This window comes from Solwaraspora sp. WMMA2059 (genome assembly GCF_027497315.1).
GTDB lineage: Bacteria > Actinomycetota > Actinomycetes > Mycobacteriales > Micromonosporaceae > Micromonospora_E.
Map to the genome: position 1 here is coordinate 6,159,854 of NZ_CP114908.1, position 16,677 is coordinate 6,176,530.

Genomic DNA, 16,677 nt, shown 5'->3' on the forward strand with positions numbered 1-16,677 from the left:
ACCTGCACCGGGAGGTACGTCAGTGAACAGTCCCTTGCTCGCCGGCCGAGGAGTCGTCCGCTCGTACGGCGCCACCCCGGCGCTACGTGGCGTCAGCCTCGACGTCGCCGAAGGCGAGATCGTCGCCGTCACCGGGCCCAGCGGGTGCGGCAAGTCCACCCTGCTGCACTGCCTCGCCGGCATCCTGCGCCCGGACGCCGGTGAGATCCACTACCGCGACCAGCGCATCGACCTGCTCTCCGAGTCGGCCCGCGCCGTGCTGCGGCGTACCGAACTCGGGGTGCTGTTCCAGTTCGGTCAGCTCGTCCCCGAGCTGACCGCAGCGGAGAACGCCGCGCTTCCGCTGCTGCTCGCCGGCACGGGGCGGCGAGCAGCACGGACCGCGGCGCTCACCTGGCTGGACCGGCTCGGCGTCGCTGACCAGGCCGACACCGTGCCCGGCGAGATGTCCGGCGGCCAGCAGCAGCGGTGCGCGCTGGCCCGCGCGATGATCACTGAACCTCGGGTGCTGTTCGCCGACGAACCCACCGGCGCGTTGGACAGCCTCACCGGCGAGCAGGTCCTCGGCCAGCTGGTCCGGCTCGCCCGCGAGCAACGGACCTCCGTCGTGCTCGTCACCCACGACCCCCGGGTCGCCGGGTACGCCGACCGGGAGATCATGCTGCGCGACGGCGAGATCGACCCGGCCGGGCTCGGCCCAGTCGTCGCCCGGACGGCCCGGTCGTGATCCGTCCGGCCACCCTGCTGCGGCTCGGCCTCGTCGGCACCCGCACCGACACGGTACGGATCGTCCTCACCGCCGCCGCCGCGCTGCTCACCACCGTCACCTTCCTGGCCGCCGCCACGGTCATCGCCGTGCCGACCGTCCCGGACGGAAGATCCAACCGGTCCCCGCAGTACGGCCCGGCGCTGATCGCCGAGGCGGAGCTGCGGACCGGAGTCACCATCGCCCTGTTCCTCCTGGCGATCCCGGTCCTCGCCCTCGCCGGGCAGTGCGCCCGACTCGGTGCGCCCGCCCGTGACCAGCGGCTCGCCGCCATCCGGCTGGCCGGCGGCACCCCCGGCCAGGTCCGGGCGCTGGCCGCCACCGAAACCGGGCTGGCCGGTGCGCTCGGCTCCGTCACCGGGCTGGCCGTGTACCTGGCCGGCCGGCGACTGCTGCACCGCCCGGACGAGCACGGCCTGCTGCCACTGCCCACCGACGTACTGCCCCCGGTCTGGTCGCTGATCCTGATCGTGGCCGGCATCCCGCTGCTCGCAACCGCAGTCGCCGCCGCCCTGCTGCGTACGGTCGTCGTGTCCCCGCTCGGCGTACAGCGCCGGCGCAGGCAAGGGCGGCCCGGGTGGTGGCCCGGCCTGCTCATCCTCGGCGGCCTGGTGGTGACCTTCCTGTTCCGGCCGCTCGTCGACTGGGCTGCCGGCCGGGAAGCCCCACTGTGGGGCGTCGCGGCCATCGCGTTCACCGGGGCGCTGACCATCGCGATCGGCGTCGCCACCGGTACGGGCTGGATCTCGTACGCATGCGGGCGGATCCTGCGGCGAGTGGGCCCGCCGCCCCGCGACCCTGCTCGCCGCCCGACGGCTGACCGCCGACCCGTGGCACGGCGCACGGACCTTCGCCGGGCTGCTGGTCTGCGTCCTGTTCGGCGCCGGCACCGCCGGGTTCAGCGCCTACATGGCGGCCGAGTTCGGCAGCTGGGACCGGGTCCGCCGGATCCTCGCCGAACAGAGCGGCCAGCCGTACAGTCCGAGTGACAACAGTTTCTACTTCAACGCGGTCACCCTGGTGCACATCGCGGTCCTGGTAGGCCTGGCGATCGCAGCCGCCGGTCTGGCCGTCGCAGTCGTCGAAGGCATCGTGGAGCGCCGCCGTGCCAACGCGGCACTCGTCGCCACCGGCGTACCACGCGGGGTGCTGGCCCGCTCGGTCCTGGTCCAGACCCTCACCCCGCTGCTACCGGCGACCCTGGTGGCGCTGACCGCCGGCACGATGATGGCCAGGGCGCTCGGAACGGAGGTCTCCTCCGGCCCGCGTACGACCACGTTCTGCGATCCGGCGGATGCCTGTCGCACCCCCGAGGACTGGACGGAGTACGGCCGGACGATCGAACACCCGGGCATCACCGTGCCGGTGCAGGTACCCCTCGACGACTTGGCGCTGCTCGGCGTCGGTGCGATGGTGGCCGCCCTGGCCACGGTCGGCGTCGGACTGCTGTTCCTGCGCGGCGCCACCGACCTGACGGAACTCCGGCAGACCTGATCGGCTACCGGCAGATGACCTGGCCCGGTCAGGGCCGGCCGACCGGGCCGAGCAGTGCCGACTCCATCGACGTCGGATGCAGCATCACCCACTGCAGCCGGCCCTGACTGACCAGGCCGACCATCTCCGGATGGATCCGGGTCAACCAGCTCTGCGCCTCGGTGAACCCTAACGCCGACGCCACCAGTGCCGCTTCGGCGGCGGTCAACCGCTGCAGCACCACCAGGTCACTGCGGACCAGCGGATCGAGATCCCAACTGCCGACGTCGTTGCGGACCACCATCGTCGTTCGCCACGGCGCCCCCACCTCCGGCGTACCGCCCATCGCCGGGCCGACGTCCACCGCCAGCAGCTGGGGATGCGCCGGTGACGGCGGTGGTGGCGGCTGGGCACCGGGCGGCAGAAACGACGCCGACTCCCGACCCAGACCGCACTGGTGCAGAATCCCCTGCCAGTCCGGCTCGCGGGCGGTCTGGATGAACAGGTGCGCGCCGAGCGCCATCGCCCGCAGCGTGAGCAGCTGCGCGCAGCGCAGCCCGCCGACCAGCAGCAACCGGGTCGGTTCCGGGCGGAACAGCCGCACCGCGACCGGCCCGCCCTGCCGGTTGCGCCCGACGACCATGCCGTCGCCGCCGGCCCGCAACCGTACGTCGCCGAGTGCCTCCGGACCGGTGGTGTGCAGGCCGGTCGGCGGGATGATCGACAACGGACCCGTCACGGCAGGAACCCCCCGAGCGGCAGGGTGGCGGCCAGCCCACGGACATGCTCACCGTCGATCCGCTCGGTCAGCCCGCCGCGTTCGCGTACCGCCTCGGTCAGGGCCTGGTCGCCGACGGCCAGCGTCGTCACATCGGCGGCGGTGAGCCGGACCGCGGCCGACACCGTCACGTCCCCGGCGGCCGCCTCGGTCGGATGCCCCGGCTCCCGGGCGACGGCGACCGACACCACCGTGTCGACCATCGGCAGCTGCCGCAACACGTCGTCCAGCTGCCACGGCAGCTCCGGCCAGCGCAGCAGCCGGCGGCAGACCTGCGGGACCTCACCGCTCCACCACGCCTGCCAGGTCTCCTCGCCGGCGACCCGGTTGCTGGCGGTGCCATAGACGTTGCCGCTGTCCAGCCGGCTGGGCAGCTGCGCCAGGTAGCCGACAGCGGTCAGCAGATCGTCGCCGCCCAGCAGCCGGGCCGGCACCCGGTCCTGCTTCAGCTGGCGCTGGACCCGCCGGACCGACGACACCAGCGCCGGTGCCAGCTCCCGATCGGTGTAGCTGTCCGGCGTACGCATCACCTGGAGCACCAGCCAGGCCCGCCGACGGGCCGGCACGTCACCGCCGGTCAGTTCGCGGTAGGAGCGCTCCACCAGCCCTCGGCCGGTGTGCGCGCGCGGTGCCGCCGCGACCTGAACGAGCAACTGCACCGAGATCGGCGGGGCAGCCGGATCCGCCGCCGGCAGCAGCGCCGCCGGGGACGGCAGACTCAGCGCGGAGCCGACGAACAGCGAGCCGTCGGCAGGGTCGAGCTCTACGACGGCGCAGACGCCACCCCGGTGACTGATCGTCGCCATCGTCCGGCCGCTGACCGTGACATCGTCCACTATCGCGGTCGGCTCCACGAACCGCAGCAGGCCCGCCGCCCGGTTGCCGCCACCGGCCGGCAACCGCCGGGGCCGCAGCCGGTACCGCAACCACACCGCCAGCCACTGGTAGAGCCACCGCCCGCGCAGTCGGACCACCGTCGGTGCCAGCAGCACGGCCAGCGCCGCCGCCGTCACCAGCGCCACGACCGGCCCCCGCTGGTACGCGGCGAGCAAAACCGTCGCCGCCAGCTGCCAGTAGATCAGCTGCCCGATGGCGAACGGGCCGGTGCCGGGGCGGACCCGCCGGGGCCGGATCCGGCTGCCCGACGTCGCTGCCGGGGTCGACGCCGCAGCTGCCGACCCGGCGATGCCGGGGATCATGTCCGAGGTCGGCTGGCCCGATCCTGATCCGGCCGGCGGCACCGGCACGGCGGCCCGCGCCGCCGCCGCCGAGCGGCCCGCGACCTGCCCGGTCGACAGTCCGGCAGCGTGGACCATCGGCAGCTCCGAGGTGGGGGCCGAGCCGGCCACACCCAGCGTCGGTGGTGCGGCTGCAGGTGGCGGTGCCGCTGCGGGCATCGGCGCGGCGTCGCGCTGTCGGGGCGGTGCCCACTGCTGCCAGCCGGCCGGTGCGCCCGACGACTGGTCGGCGGGAGGGCCGGGGTCGGTCGTCATCGCTCAGCGTCCGGTCGCCGTACGGACGTCGGCCTCGGTCACCGAACGCAGCTCGTCCAGGCTGGGCCGCTGGCCGGACTGGCGCAGCCGCTGCGCCTGCGCCTTGCGTACCCCCTCGAAGAGCTTGCGCGCCTCGCGGGCGTTGCCGAAGCTCTCGTCCCGCCGCACCGCCGAGAAGTGTCCGAGCAGGACCTCCGGCACCGCGGCGGCGAGCAGGTACTCGTCGTTCGCCGCCATCCGCTCGACGATCACCACCAACTGCTCCGGGGTGTAGTTGCCGAACTCGATCGTCCTGGCGAACCGGGACGCCAGGCCGGGGTTGGCGTCGAGGAACTGCCGCATCTCCCCGGTGTAGCCGGCGGCGATCACCGCGATCTCGTCGCGGTGATCCTCCATCAGCTTGACCAGGGTGTCGATCGCCTCCTGACCGAAGTCCCCACCACTGCCGAACGACCGGGACAGGGTGTACGCCTCGTCGACGAAGAGCACACCGCCCAGAGCCTGCTCGAAGACGGCGGCCGTCTTCTCCGCCGTGTGGCCCAGGTACTGCCCGACCAGGTCGCGCCGGGACACCTCGCGGAACGGCCCGCCGGACAGCACCCCCAGGGCGGCCAGCAGCTCACCGTAGATCCGGGCCACCGTCGTCTTACCGGTGCCCGGCGCGCCCGCGAAGATCAGATGGTGGCTGACCGCGCTGACCGGCAGCCCGGCGCCACGCCGCCACTCGTTCACCTGGATCTCGTCGATCAGCCCGCGTACCTCGTCCTTGACCGACTCCAGGCCGACCATCGCGTCGAGCTCGGCCAGCAACTCCTCGGTACGTGCGGTGTCCGGCCCGCCGGCCGACGCGGCGGCGGCCGCGCCGAACACCGCACGTCGGCTCGCCGTACCGGTGACGATGGTCGGCTCGGCCCCCTCGGCGATGTCGAACGCCGGCATCGCCGTGTTCTCGGTGCTGCACTCCTCGACACTGCCCGCACAGCCCCGACCGAAAGAGACCGCCGGCCCACGGGTGTCGCGGATCCGGCAGCGCCGCAGCGTCGGCGCGCTCTGGTGGGCGACCGCCACCCCGGCACCGCCGGTCCGAAAGATCTCGCACGTCTCCAGCACCGGACGGCCGTGCTGGTAGATGTAGACGCCCCGGTTGCCGCAGCCGCTGATCGTCGACGCCCGGATGGTCGGCGCGGCCCCGATCCGCACGATCACGCCGTCCTCGGCGAGGTCGGTGAACTCGCAACCGTCGACGGTGCCGTCCGAGTCCTCGACCACCAGGCCGTGCCGCGCCCCGGTGACCGTGCACCGGGTCAGCGTGAAACTCGACCGGTTGCCGATCACGACGCTGGCGCCGAACCCGGCCCGCAGTTGGCAGCCGGTCATCGTCAGCCGTGCCCGGTCGACCGCCACCGTCGGCGCGTCGCCGGCCAGCAGCACCAGGTCACGCAGTTCGAGGGTGCCGCCGTTGGCGGACACGGTCGGATAGTTGCCGGCGGAGGCGTCGACGGTCACCGAACCGGCACCCTGCGCGGCGACCACAGTGATCTGTCGATCGTTGACGAACACCGCCTCGTAGTAGGTGCCGGGGTCGACGGCCACCACCGACCCGTCGGACGCCGCCGCGAGCGCGTCACCGATCGACGGATAGGCGCCTGGCTGGTCCGGACTGACCAAGAGGGTGCGCGTCATCGCTCCGGGCTTCGTACACGGTGGGACAAGGGATTCAGACGATATCGCAGCGCCACCAGACCTGGTGTCCGGTGAACGACCGCGTCTGAACGACCGCGTCGCCGCCGGGCCGCAGCAGGCAGCAACGACCGGCACCGGTTGTCTACGCTCTACGGCGGGATCCCGGGGCCTCCGGCCGGACCCGGAAGACCGGCGGAAAGGAGAGCGTGATGGCGGTACGCACGCTGCCGTTGACGGCAGCCGCTCTGCTGGTCGACGGCGAGGTCCACACCCACACCTCGGTGCGCGGCGACCATCTCCCACAGCTGCACCCGCTGGTCCGGCGGATCCTGGACGAACTTCCGGTCAGCCAGCGGGAACGCTCCGTCGGCCGGTGCGCCGAGCCGGTGCTGATCTCCGACCGGCTGTACGCCGTACAGCAGCGCCAGCCCGGCCCCGAACTGTCCCCAGCTGCGGCCCGCGCGGCGCTGTGGGCGGCCAGGATCCGGGTCACCCTGATCCGCGAGCCCGACGATCCGGCCCACGGCACGGCGGTCGCCCCGTGCCGGTCCTGCCGCCAACTGCTCGACTGGTTCGGGATGGAGACGCTTTTGATGCCCGGCGACGACCGGTTCCCGACGGAGGTGCTGGCCGCCCTGACCTTAGCCGGCTGGCAGCCCTGCCGGCGCGACGAGCAGCGGGGCCGCGACTGGGCCCTGCGGGTCGCCGCGCACGTCGGCCCCGACGGGCGGCAGCACACCGTGGTCGGTCCCGCGATCGAGGCGTACGCCGAGTTCGGCGGCCTGTACGTCGAACCGGACGGCCCCGGCGAGGCGGTCGCGCCGAGCACCGTCCACCTCGATCCGCTGCGCGCCGTGCACACCGTCGCCACCCTCGCCGTACTCGCCGACACGCTGGGCGTACCGGTCAGCCCGCTCGGCGTCGAAGCGGACGGCACCGGCATCCTGGCCATCGACGCCCGACAGCGGGTGTTCGTGCTGGACCACGGCGGCGACTGGTTTCTCGGCCGGTCGGTGGAGCAGGCCGTCACCGCACTGATCCTCGGTCAACGGCCGCACCGGCTCGCCGAGGACGGCAGCTGGTGACCGCCGACCCGGAGCCAGGGCCGCAGCCACTGTCCGAGTCGGCCTCCGCAGGGTGGCGGCCGGCCACCGCTGCCGAGGCGGGCATGGCCGCCGCCGCCGACCTGGCGGGCTACCTGGCGGCGCTCGGCACCGGGCCGCTGCTGCTGCCGGTGTCGGCCGAGACCGCCGCCGGTCAGGCACCGTTCGCCTGGCCCACCGTCGAGCACGACGGCGCTCCACACGTACTGGCCTTCACCTCGCCGCAGGCCATCGCCGCCGGACTACCGGGCGAGTCGGTACGGTACGTGACGGTCACCCTGGCCGAGGTGGTCGCCACGATCCCCGACGACAGCTGGTGGCTGGCGGTCGACCCGGGACTGCCGATCGCCCACCGGATCACCGCCGGGCAGCTGCGGGAGCTGGCACCGTCACCCGATGCCGGCGACATCGCTCGGGCGCTGCGCGCCGCCGTCGCGGCCGAGGACCCGGACGCGGTGATGGCCGCCCTGCTACGGGTCGAGTTCACCGTACCGATGCCGCCGGACGCCGACCCCGACGCCGCCGCGACCGACCTGGCCGACCCCCGGTTCCCCTGGTGGTGTCTGCCCGACGAGGCGGGACAACCGTCGGTGCCGGTCTTCACCTCCCCGGCGATGCTGGCTGAGGTGTTCGACGTGCCGCCGCCGTCGGTCGTCGCCTCCAGCGTGCGACTCTTCGCGAACTGGCCGGACCCGCGCTGGCAGCTCGCCGTCAACCCGGGCACCGCGTCGGCGGTGAGCCTGCCCGGAGAGGCGGTCCGGCAGGTCAGCCGGTGGCTCGACGAACTGCGCCGGACCGTGACCGAGGGTGCCGACGCGGACCGTGCCGACGCGGATCGGGCCGGGGCGGACCCGGACGTTCCGGTCCGGATGCAGCTGGTCGTCCCGCACCGCCACCTGCACGCGTTCGTGGCGGACGGCTACGACCGGATGGCCGGCCCGGTGCACCGCTGGCACGGCCCCGGCCGGGACACCCCCGATCGGCTGTACGCCCGGTTGGGCCTGCTCGGGCCGGAATCGCCGTTCACCGCCGCCGACGAGTGGGTGCCGGTCGTACGGTGGGAACCCGGCCCGGACACCCCGGTGACCTGGCTCGACGAGCGGCCGCAGCAGCGGGCACTGGCCGTGCCGGACGGAGCCGAGCTGCACGTGCTGCACCAGGACGGCAGGGACGAGCTGCTGGCCCGGTTCGACCGGGGCGGCCGACGTTGGCTGCCGGTGGAGCCGCCGCCGGCCGCGAGCATCGGCTGAGCGGCGACTACTGCTTAGCCAGCCAGCGCCGCGCGGGCGGGGTGGCGAGCAGGATCACCGCCAGTCCGGCCAGCGCTCCGACGACCATCGGCAGCAGCATCGTCGGGTGGTATTCGATCTTGCCGAACAGCAGCAGGCCGCCCAGCACGACGAGGAGCAGCCCGGCGGTGAACCCGGCCGGGGCCCGCAGCATGTTCGGCCCGCCGACCCAGACGATCCGCATACCGGCCAGGGTCATGAAGACCAGCAGCAGGCAGAGGCCGAGGATCGCGAACGCGATGATCCACAGTAGGAACTTCGCGTCACCCTCGGCGCGGTAGGTGACGACCAGGAACGCGAGACCCGCGACCAGCCAGAGGGCAGCGGTGGGGATGGTCAGCAGTACGGCGGCGACGACGACCGCTGGCCGCCGGCCGGTGGCGGGGGTGGCGTCCGGCCCGGGTACGTTCACCGGCTCGGTGGACGCCATACCGAATCGTCCTCGGCGGTCGGTGGCTCGCCCCCGGTCGGCTGATCGGGCCCGGCCTGGGCCGCCGGCGCTGGTACCGGTGCACCGACGTCGGCCATCGGCGGTGGACCATCCCGGGAGCCGGCCGGACGTCCCGCCCGGCGCCGCAGCCACCGGATCAGCAGTACGATGCCGGTGACCACCGTGCCGAGGATGGTGAAGAAGATCAGCATGCCGATCAGTTCGTCGAGCCCGAATTCGTAGCCCGGCTCGGGCGGCAGGTAGGCGACGGGGTCGCTGGCGGTCGGCGACGGCCGTGGGCTAGCCCGGTCGTCCGGCTCGGTGGTGAGCGCCGCGTGGATGTCCAGGATGCCCCAGCCGAAGTCGAGGTCCTTGCCGGGCGGCCCGGCGTCGTACGCCGTACCGACCAGCCGTTGGAACAGTCTGCCCTGGTCCTCGTCCGGATACCGTGCCTTGAGCAGCGCGAACGCCCCCGACACCAACGCGGTGGCGGAGCTGGCGCCGTCCATCGTGTAGTAGCCGCCACCGACGGCAGCTTGCACGATGTCCTCGCCGGGTGCGGCGATGTGGGTCTGCTCGGCGCGGATCGACTCCGGGCTGAGCCCACCGTCACGTCCGCTGCTGGTCACCGCGATGGTCCACTCACTGCGGGCCGGCTGCCCGATCAGGATGTCGCGGCGGTTGCCGATGCCGGCGACGACGATGACGCCGCGCCGGTAGGCGCTTTCGACGGCCTGCTCCAGCGCCGGGTCGGATGACCCGGTGAGCGAGACGTTGATGATGTCGGCGCCGCTGTTGACCGCCCAGTTGATCCCGAGCGCGATGGACTCGGGGAGGATGATCTCAGTCTTCGGGCTGGAGAGCGTGATGGGCAGGATCTTGGCCTTCGGCGCCACCCCGAGCACTCCGTCGCGGCCGCCGGGCCCGTGCCCGTGCCCGGCGATCAGCGACGCCATCCCGGTGCCGTGGTTGCGCCGGTCGACGTGGCCCTTGCTGTCGCGGTCGTGAAGGTCGGCCCCGGGCAATACGTTGTCCCGCAGGTCGGGGTGGGAGGCGTCGACGCCGGTGTCGACCACCGCGACGGTCACCCCCTCGCCCTGGGTGATCCGGTGCGCCTCGGGCAGCCGCATCGCCTCGACGTGCCAGGACTGGTCCCGGGTCTCGTCGGCCTGCGCCGGCCCGGCGGGCAGCGGGACCGTGCCGAGCAGCCCGAGCAGCCCGGCTGCCACCAGGCCGATCGACCGCCGGGAAGCACGCATGGGCGGAGCACACCTCTCCGTCGGGTAGTCACCGGGCGACCCGGCGCTGTGCCCGGATGATACTGCTTCGGGTGCTTCGTCCGGCTCAGCTCGGCCGTGTGCCGGCCTCATCGCTGGCCCAGGCTCCGGCCCTGCTGCTGCGGCGGCTTCTCGTCGGGGGTGTCGATGGTGCCGGGAGCCGGCGGGTCGGTCTGCCACAGCTCGTCGTCACCGTCGCCGTACCCCCAGGTCTGCTGCCGGTCGTCGGCCTTGCGGCTGGTGCGACCGGTGCCCCTGGCTGGGCCGGCACCCCGTTGCCCGCCCAGCACCGGACCCGGGCCCTTGGCACCGCCGGGCTTCGTCGGCCCGGCCCGGCCGGACAGCCGGGGAGCAGCCGGGCCCGGCCGACCGGCGGAGCCGGGTGCGGGCGGCTGCGGTAGTCGGGCAGCGCCGGCAGTCGGGGCGGCGGGGCGGCTGCGTGGGCCGCCCAGGCTGGGGGGTGGGGCGGCGGGCCGGCCAGTGCCGCCGCCGGCCGGGCGGCCACCGGTGCTGCCGGGCAACTGTGGAGTCGTCGGTGGGGTGGGTCGGACCGGGGGGCGGCCGGTCGGCCCCGGCGGCCGGGAGCCACCCGGCGTCGGTCCGGTGCTGCCGGGCAGCGACGGGCGCTGCGGTGCCGGACCTCGGCTGGCCGGGTTGTTCGGCGGCGGACCACCGGCCCCGGGCAGCGCCGGCCGGGGCGGACCGGGCGGCCGGAGCGGAGGATTCGGGCGATTCGCACCCGGCAGCGGTTGCCCGGGTCGGCTGACCCCCGGTGCCCCCGGTCGTGGCCCGGGGGTGACGCCGGGTGGCACCACCGCCGGTGGCGGGCCCGGCGCCGGGCCGGCACCGGTCTGCGGCAGGTTGGGCACCGGGGGAGGCGCGGTCGGCGGGGCGACGGTGCCCCCAGCCAGGTGCAGCCCGTCCGGCACCGGCGGCGGTGGCGTGGGTGACGGTGCGCCCGGCGCACCACCCGGCGGCGCGCCGGGCGGCGGTGCCCCAGGGCCGCCGGGAAAAGCGACCGACGGGTGGACCACCGCCGCGTCGGTCGGGCCCCGGAAGGTGCTGCCCCGGGTGATGTGGCTCAGGTACACGTCGATGTACATGTCGGCCAACGGCTTGATGATGTCCCGGGCACGCTCGAAGTAGTCGTCCATCACGTCTTTGCGGGTCCGGCCGGTGGTGCCCGGGATCCAGTCGTACGCGTCGGACCACTGCAGGCCGTTGTCCGGGTCGGCCGCCTCCACGGTGTACTGCTCCCAGAGGCTGCGGAACTCCTGCTGGGTCGACTCGATCTTGCCGGCCAGCTGCTCCAGGCCACGGCGGTTACTGTCGGCGGCTTCCTTCCACTCGTCGAGCGAGTAGAGGGTGGCGCCCACCCGTTGCATGAAGTACTCACCGGCCGGTGACTGCCATTTGGCGGCCAGCGCCGTCGCGTACCGCTGCAGGTTGGTGCGGGTGCTGTCGAGCAGCACGCCGATCCGGTGCCACATGTCGGCGACGGCGATCACCCGCTCGTCGCTCTCGTTCTGGATCCAACTCCACATCGTCTCGATGCTGGTCGTCTCCTTGGCCCAGACGGTGGGTTCGTAGCGCTGGTTCGGATCCGAGTAGTCGTGGACGACGTAGTCGTTCACGGCGTTCACGTACGGGATCGACACCGGCTGCCAGCCGAAGTACTCGTCGGACATCCCCGCTCCTCGACGTCGCTATGCGCGCTGCTCAGTGCTCGGCCGACGGGCTGTCGAGCTCATCGTCGTGCATGTCCTCGTCGTCGGCGCGGATGTCGTAGGCACCGTCGCCCTCACCGATCGTCTCGGCCTCGTACAGCGACAGGTCCCGGTCGGCCGCCTCGGGGGCGTAGGAGGAGGTTTCCTCGTCCGGATCGACCACCAGACTCGGATCCTCGATGCCGCTCTCCGGATCCTGCCAGAGATCGTCGAGCGTCTCGCCGCCTTCTAGATTGGAGAACGCGGTGTAAATTGTCATCTGGTCGGCCGCGACCAGGGCGTCGCCGTCGAGGTACTCGGCGGAGATCGACTTGGCGGCGGTCGCCAGCGAGGCGAGGCCCTTCGCCACCTCGCCGAGCAGCAGGGTGGCCGCCTCGCGGTTCTCGTCGTGCCGGCCCTGGAAGAACCGGCCCTCGGACATCCCCGACCCGCCGAACGGCACCGGGATGGTGAGCATGTGGTTGATGCCGCTCGCCAGGCTCGGCTGGAAGTTGAGCCGCAGCTCGTCCATCACACACTGGGCGAAGTCGTCGAGCTGCTCGATGTCGACGTCGATCGTCTCGTTGACCAGCCAGCTGTCGTCCGCCATGATCCCTCCCCCGGGCCCCGCACGCGTACATCGGTATCCACAAAACTATCGCGTCACCGCACCTGCCGTGGACCGAGAGTCACGATGTGGACGGTAAATGGAGCAACTGGACCAGCCGGGTGCCTTCCCGTCTGGTGACCAGCCAGCCCCGTCCCGGCGGCAGCGGACCGGGCCGGACGTTGCCGAGCAGCACCCCCTCGTCACGGCTGCCGGACATCACCAGGCCCGGCGAGCTGAGCTCGCGCAGTCGCATCAGGATCGGCTCGTACAGTGCCCGGCTGGCGCCGCCACTGCGCCGGGCGATCACCAGGTGCAGCCCGATGTCGCGGGCCTGCGGCAGGAACTCCAGCAGCGGCAGCAGCGGGTTGCCGCCGCCACCGGCGACGAGGTCGTAGTCGTCGACCAGGATGTACAGGTCGGGGCCGCGCCACCAACTGCGGGTACGCAGCTGCTCCGGGGTCACGTCCGCCGGGGGCAGCCGGTCGCGCATCACGTTGACCACCTCGGTCAGCATGCCGGCGGTGACGTCCGCCGAGGTGCCGTACCCGATCTGGTGTTTCTCGCTGATGTCGCCGAGCAGGCTGCGCCGGTAGTCGACGACGATGAGCCGGGCCTGGGTCAGGTCGTTGCGGTCGGTGATGCCCCGGGCCAGTGCCCGCAGGAAGCTGCTCTTGCCGGACTCGCCGTCGCCGAAGACGATGAAGTGCGGATCGGTGCCCAGGTCCAGGTGCACCGGCTGCAGGTCGACCTCGGCGATGCCGATCGGCACGCCGGGGCGTCCGGTGTCCGGCACCGAGTCGTACGGCACCACCGCCGGCAGCAGCCGCACCGGTGGCGCACCCGGGCCCTGCCAGGCGGCGGCGACGTCGGTGACGAACCGCCGGGCACCGTCGGCGAGGGTCCCGGCGTCGGCGTCGCCGTCGGTGCGGGGCAGCGCGGCGAGGAACTGCATGCCGTCCGGGGTGATGCCCCGGCCGGGCGACTTGTCCGGCACGTTCATCGCCGCCCGCCGGTCCAGGTTGGAGTCGCTGGCGTCGGCGAGGCGCAGCTCCAGCCGGGTGCCGAAGACGTCGCGTACCGCCGGTCGCAGGTCCATCCACCGGCCGGCGCTGACCACCAGGTGTACGCCGAACGACAGCCCCCGGTTGGCGATGTCGTTGATCGCCGGCTCCAGGTCCTCGAACTCGGCGCGTACCGCCGCCCAGCCGTCGATCACCAGGAACACGTCGCCGAACGGGTCGTCGGTGTGCCCGCCGTGCCGGCGTTCCCGCCGGTAGGTGGCCATCGAGTCGATCCGGTTCTCGGCGAACCGGCGTTCCCGTTGGGCCATCAGCAGCCGCAGCTCGGCGATGGTCCGGCGGACCTGGCCGGCGTCCAGCCGGGTGGCGACCCCGCCGACCTGCGGCAGGTCACGCAGCGTGGTGAGCGCCCCGCTGCCCAGGTCGAGGCAGTAGACCTGCACCTCACGCGGGGTGTGGGTGAGGGCGAGCGACGACACGACCGTACGCAGCAGGGTGCTCTTGCCGCTCTGCGGCCCGCCGACGACGACGGTGTGCCCGGCGGAGCCGCCGAGTTCCAGCCAGAGCACGTCGCGGCGCTGCTCGAACGGCTTGTCGATGAGGCCGACGGCGGCCCGCAGCTCGCCCTGCAGCGTCGGGCTGGCGGCGGTGATGCCGCGTTCGGGGTCGGCGACCAGCGGGGAGAGCAGCTGGTCGAGGGTCATCGGGTCGCCGAGCGGCGGCAGCCACACCTGGTGGGCCGGTCTACCTCGGCCGGTGAGCCGGCTGACCAGGATGTCGAGCAGGCTTTCGCCGGTGGGGTCGGCCGGTTCGGGTGCCGGCTGCCGGGCGTCGGCCGGCAGCCGGGGTGCGACGTACTGGGTGGTGTACTCCTGGACCCGGTCGTCACCGTCGCCGGCGGCCACCGCCTCGGCGGTCTTGCTGCGGTACGTGCCGGAGACGTACGCGGCCCGGAACCGTACCAGCGGTTCGGTGCCGAACCGCAGGTAGCCGTGGCCGGGGGAGCGGGGCAGTTCGTACGCGTCGGTGGCGCCGAGCACCACCCGGCTCTCCATCGCGGAGAAGGTCCGCAGGCCGATCCGGTACGACAGGTGGGTGTCCAGCCCACGGAGCCGGCCCTCCTCCAGCCGTTGCGAGGCGAGCAGCAGATGCACGCTCAACGACCGGCCGACCCGTCCGATCTGCACGAACATGTCGATGAAGTCCGGCTTGGCGGTCAGCAGTTCGGAGAACTCGTCACAGATGATCAGCAGCGCCGGCATGGGTTCCAGCGGCGCCCCGGCCGCCCTGGCCTTCTCGTAGTCGCGCTGCGATGCGTAGTTGCCGGCCGAGCGGAGCAGCTCCTGCCGGCGGACCAGCTCGCCGTTGATCGCGTCGGTCATCCGGTCGACCAGCGGCAGCTCGTCGGAGAGGTTGGTGATCACCGCGCTGGTGTGCGGCAGCTTGTCCAGCCGGGTGAACGTCGCCCCGCCCTTGAAGTCGATCAGTACGAAGTTCAGCGTCTCCGACGAGTGGGTGGCGGCGAGCGCCAGCACCAGGGTGCGCAGCAGCTCCGACTTGCCGGAGCCGGTGGCGCCGATCAGCAGGCCGTGCGGGCCCATGCCGTCCTGCGCGGACTCCTTGAGGTCCAGCTCGACCGGGGTGCCGTCCGGGGTCAGCCCGAGCGGCACCCGCAGCCGGTCCCGGTTCGGCCGGGGCGTCCACGCCCGGTCCACGTCGAACTCGTACGGATCCCCCAGGTCGAGCAGGTCGGCCAGGTCCTGCTCCAGGTGCAGCGGCTGCTCGCCACGGGACGCGGCGGACAGCCGCAGCGGCGCCAGCTCCATCGCCAACGCCTCCGCCTCCGCGATCGTGCAGGTGTCGGCGGTGCCGATCGGCGCCCGGCCGTCCAGGGTGACGCTGGTCATCGACCCGTCGGCGGCGACCTCCAGCACCAGCCGGGCCCGGTCGAGCACCCGGGGCGGTGGCTCGGATAGGTCGACGATGGTCACCCCTTCCACACCGCCGTCGGTCATCAGATGATCGGAGCCGGCCGGGTCCCCACCGTCGAGCACCACCAGCAGGTGCGGTCCGGAGGTGGTGGCGGAGCCGCCGCCGGTGAGGTTGAACCGGGGCCGGTTGGTGAGCACGTCGTCGAGCATCGCCTCCAGGCCGGTCACGGTCGGCGACACCAGTCGCAGCGCGCCGGTCGCGTCGGTGCGGGTCGGGTGCAGGGCGTGCGGCAGCCACTTGACCCACTCCCAGTGCTCCCGCCGGGCCGGGGCCGGACAGACCGCCACCAGTATGTCGTCCGGCGCGTGGAACGCGGTGGCCTGGGCGATCACCGCCCGGACCAGGGCCCGGGCGGCGTCGGGGTCGCCGCGCAGATGCACCCGGGCGAAGCCGCGCAGCGCCATGTCCACGGGCAGCTGCGGCACGGTCGCGTAGCTGGTCAGGAACCGTCGCAGCGCCAACGCGCACATCGGCTCCAGTTTCTCCAGCGCGGTCGGCGGCGGTGGGACCAGCGGCGTCGCCAGCTCCTGCGGCCCGAGACCGACCCGTACGGTGGCGAAGTCGGGGTCGCCGCGTCGGCGCTCCCACAGCCGGGGGCCGACCGGCACCGACCACAGCGTCTGCGGGTCGGGGTGCCGGTAGAACGCGGCCTCCCGCTGCTGGCGTACGGTCCGTAGGACCCGGCGTCGCTGCCGCGACAGATGCGCCAGGTACTCGCGTCGCCGCTGCGCCATCTCCTGCCGGCTCGGCCCACCAGCCTGATTGGACAGTTGGGTGGCGAGCATGCCGAGCGCGGAGAGGCCGAACAGGCCACCGGCGACGTAGCTGAGTGTCGAACCGCCCCGGCCGGCGTACATCAACGCCATTGCGACAGAGCCGGCCAGCATCGGCAGCAGCATCATCAGCTGCCCCCAGGACCGTCCGGTCGGCGCCGGCACCTCGGGCGGCGCGTCGAGCAGGACCTCGCCGGACGGGTACTCCGGCTCGGGCCGGCGGGCCGGACGCCGTATCACCACCGTACCCACGGATCGATCCTCCCCGTCGTCGTCACACCCGGA

Annotated in this window: 13 protein-coding genes; 5 read left to right on the forward strand and 8 right to left on the reverse strand. The window is 73.2% G+C overall.

Translation table 11 applies throughout. The annotated features are described in order from the left end of the window. Nucleotides 1-22: 22 nt before the first annotated feature. From O7553_RS28345 to O7553_RS28355, 3 genes are read left to right on the forward strand one after another with little or no spacing between them, the layout of a single operon-like run. A complete protein-coding gene (locus tag O7553_RS28345) occupies nucleotides 23-727 on the forward strand; it encodes an ABC transporter ATP-binding protein (protein WP_281552602.1) in 705 nt (234 codons plus the stop codon). Then, entirely contained in the window at nucleotides 724-1,755 is a 1,032-nt protein-coding gene (locus O7553_RS28350) for a hypothetical protein (RefSeq protein ID WP_281552603.1), read from the forward strand. Before O7553_RS28345 ends, O7553_RS28350 begins: the two co-directional genes overlap by 4 nt. Then, a complete protein-coding gene (locus O7553_RS28355; protein ID WP_281552604.1) occupies nucleotides 1,676-2,260 on the forward strand; it encodes an FtsX-like permease family protein in 585 nt (194 codons plus the stop codon). Before O7553_RS28350 ends, O7553_RS28355 begins: the two co-directional genes overlap by 80 nt. 28 nt (nucleotides 2,261-2,288) lie before the next feature. Here the strand turns inward: O7553_RS28355 and O7553_RS28360 are convergent, their stop codons facing one another. From O7553_RS28360 to O7553_RS28370, 3 genes are read right to left on the reverse strand one after another with little or no spacing between them, the layout of a single operon-like run. Next, nucleotides 2,289-2,978, reverse strand: a complete 690-nt coding sequence (locus O7553_RS28360) for a hypothetical protein (protein WP_281552605.1) — start codon at nucleotides 2,976-2,978, stop codon at nucleotides 2,289-2,291. Further along, nucleotides 2,975-4,510 (reverse strand): type VII secretion protein EccE, encoded by a 1,536-nt coding sequence (eccE, locus tag O7553_RS28365; RefSeq protein WP_281552606.1) that lies wholly within the window; start codon nucleotides 4,508-4,510, stop codon nucleotides 2,975-2,977. The genes O7553_RS28360 and eccE overlap by 4 nt, the downstream gene beginning before the upstream one ends. A 3-nt stretch (nucleotides 4,511-4,513) precedes the next feature. After that, entirely contained in the window at nucleotides 4,514-6,193 is a 1,680-nt protein-coding gene (locus O7553_RS28370; protein WP_281552607.1) for a right-handed parallel beta-helix repeat-containing protein, read from the reverse strand. A 209-nt stretch (nucleotides 6,194-6,402) separates the two neighbouring features. Between O7553_RS28370 and O7553_RS28375 the strand changes: the two genes are divergently transcribed. Together O7553_RS28375 and O7553_RS28380 are read left to right on the forward strand one after the other, a co-directional pair. Further along, complete coding sequence (locus tag O7553_RS28375; RefSeq protein WP_281552608.1) at nucleotides 6,403-7,278, forward strand: SUKH-3 domain-containing protein; 876 nt, start codon at nucleotides 6,403-6,405, stop codon at nucleotides 7,276-7,278. Further along, nucleotides 7,275-8,546 (forward strand): SseB family protein, encoded by a 1,272-nt coding sequence (locus O7553_RS28380; RefSeq protein WP_281552609.1) that lies wholly within the window; start codon nucleotides 7,275-7,277, stop codon nucleotides 8,544-8,546. The genes O7553_RS28375 and O7553_RS28380 overlap by 4 nt, the downstream gene beginning before the upstream one ends. Before the next feature lie 7 nt (nucleotides 8,547-8,553). Here O7553_RS28380 and O7553_RS28385 read toward each other — a convergent pair whose 3' ends face one another. The 5 genes from O7553_RS28385 to eccCa form a co-directional block, all read right to left on the reverse strand. Next, complete coding sequence (locus tag O7553_RS28385) at nucleotides 8,554-9,015, reverse strand: hypothetical protein (RefSeq protein WP_281552610.1); 462 nt, start codon at nucleotides 9,013-9,015, stop codon at nucleotides 8,554-8,556. Then, nucleotides 8,994-10,274: a S8 family serine peptidase gene (locus O7553_RS28390; protein ID WP_281552611.1), complete on the reverse strand. Its 1,281-nt coding sequence runs from the start codon at nucleotides 10,272-10,274 to the stop codon at nucleotides 8,994-8,996. Before O7553_RS28390 ends, O7553_RS28385 begins: the two co-directional genes overlap by 22 nt. A 107-nt stretch (nucleotides 10,275-10,381) precedes the next feature. Continuing rightward, a complete protein-coding gene (locus O7553_RS28395) occupies nucleotides 10,382-11,980 on the reverse strand; it encodes a hypothetical protein (RefSeq protein ID WP_281552612.1) in 1,599 nt (532 codons plus the stop codon). A gap of 31 nt (nucleotides 11,981-12,011) precedes the next feature. Beyond that, complete coding sequence (locus O7553_RS28400; protein WP_281552613.1) at nucleotides 12,012-12,608, reverse strand: hypothetical protein; 597 nt, start codon at nucleotides 12,606-12,608, stop codon at nucleotides 12,012-12,014. A gap of 79 nt (nucleotides 12,609-12,687) precedes the next feature. Then, entirely contained in the window at nucleotides 12,688-16,644 is a 3,957-nt protein-coding gene (gene eccCa / locus O7553_RS28405) for a type VII secretion protein EccCa (RefSeq protein WP_281552614.1), read from the reverse strand. Nucleotides 16,645-16,677 lie beyond the last annotated feature (33 nt).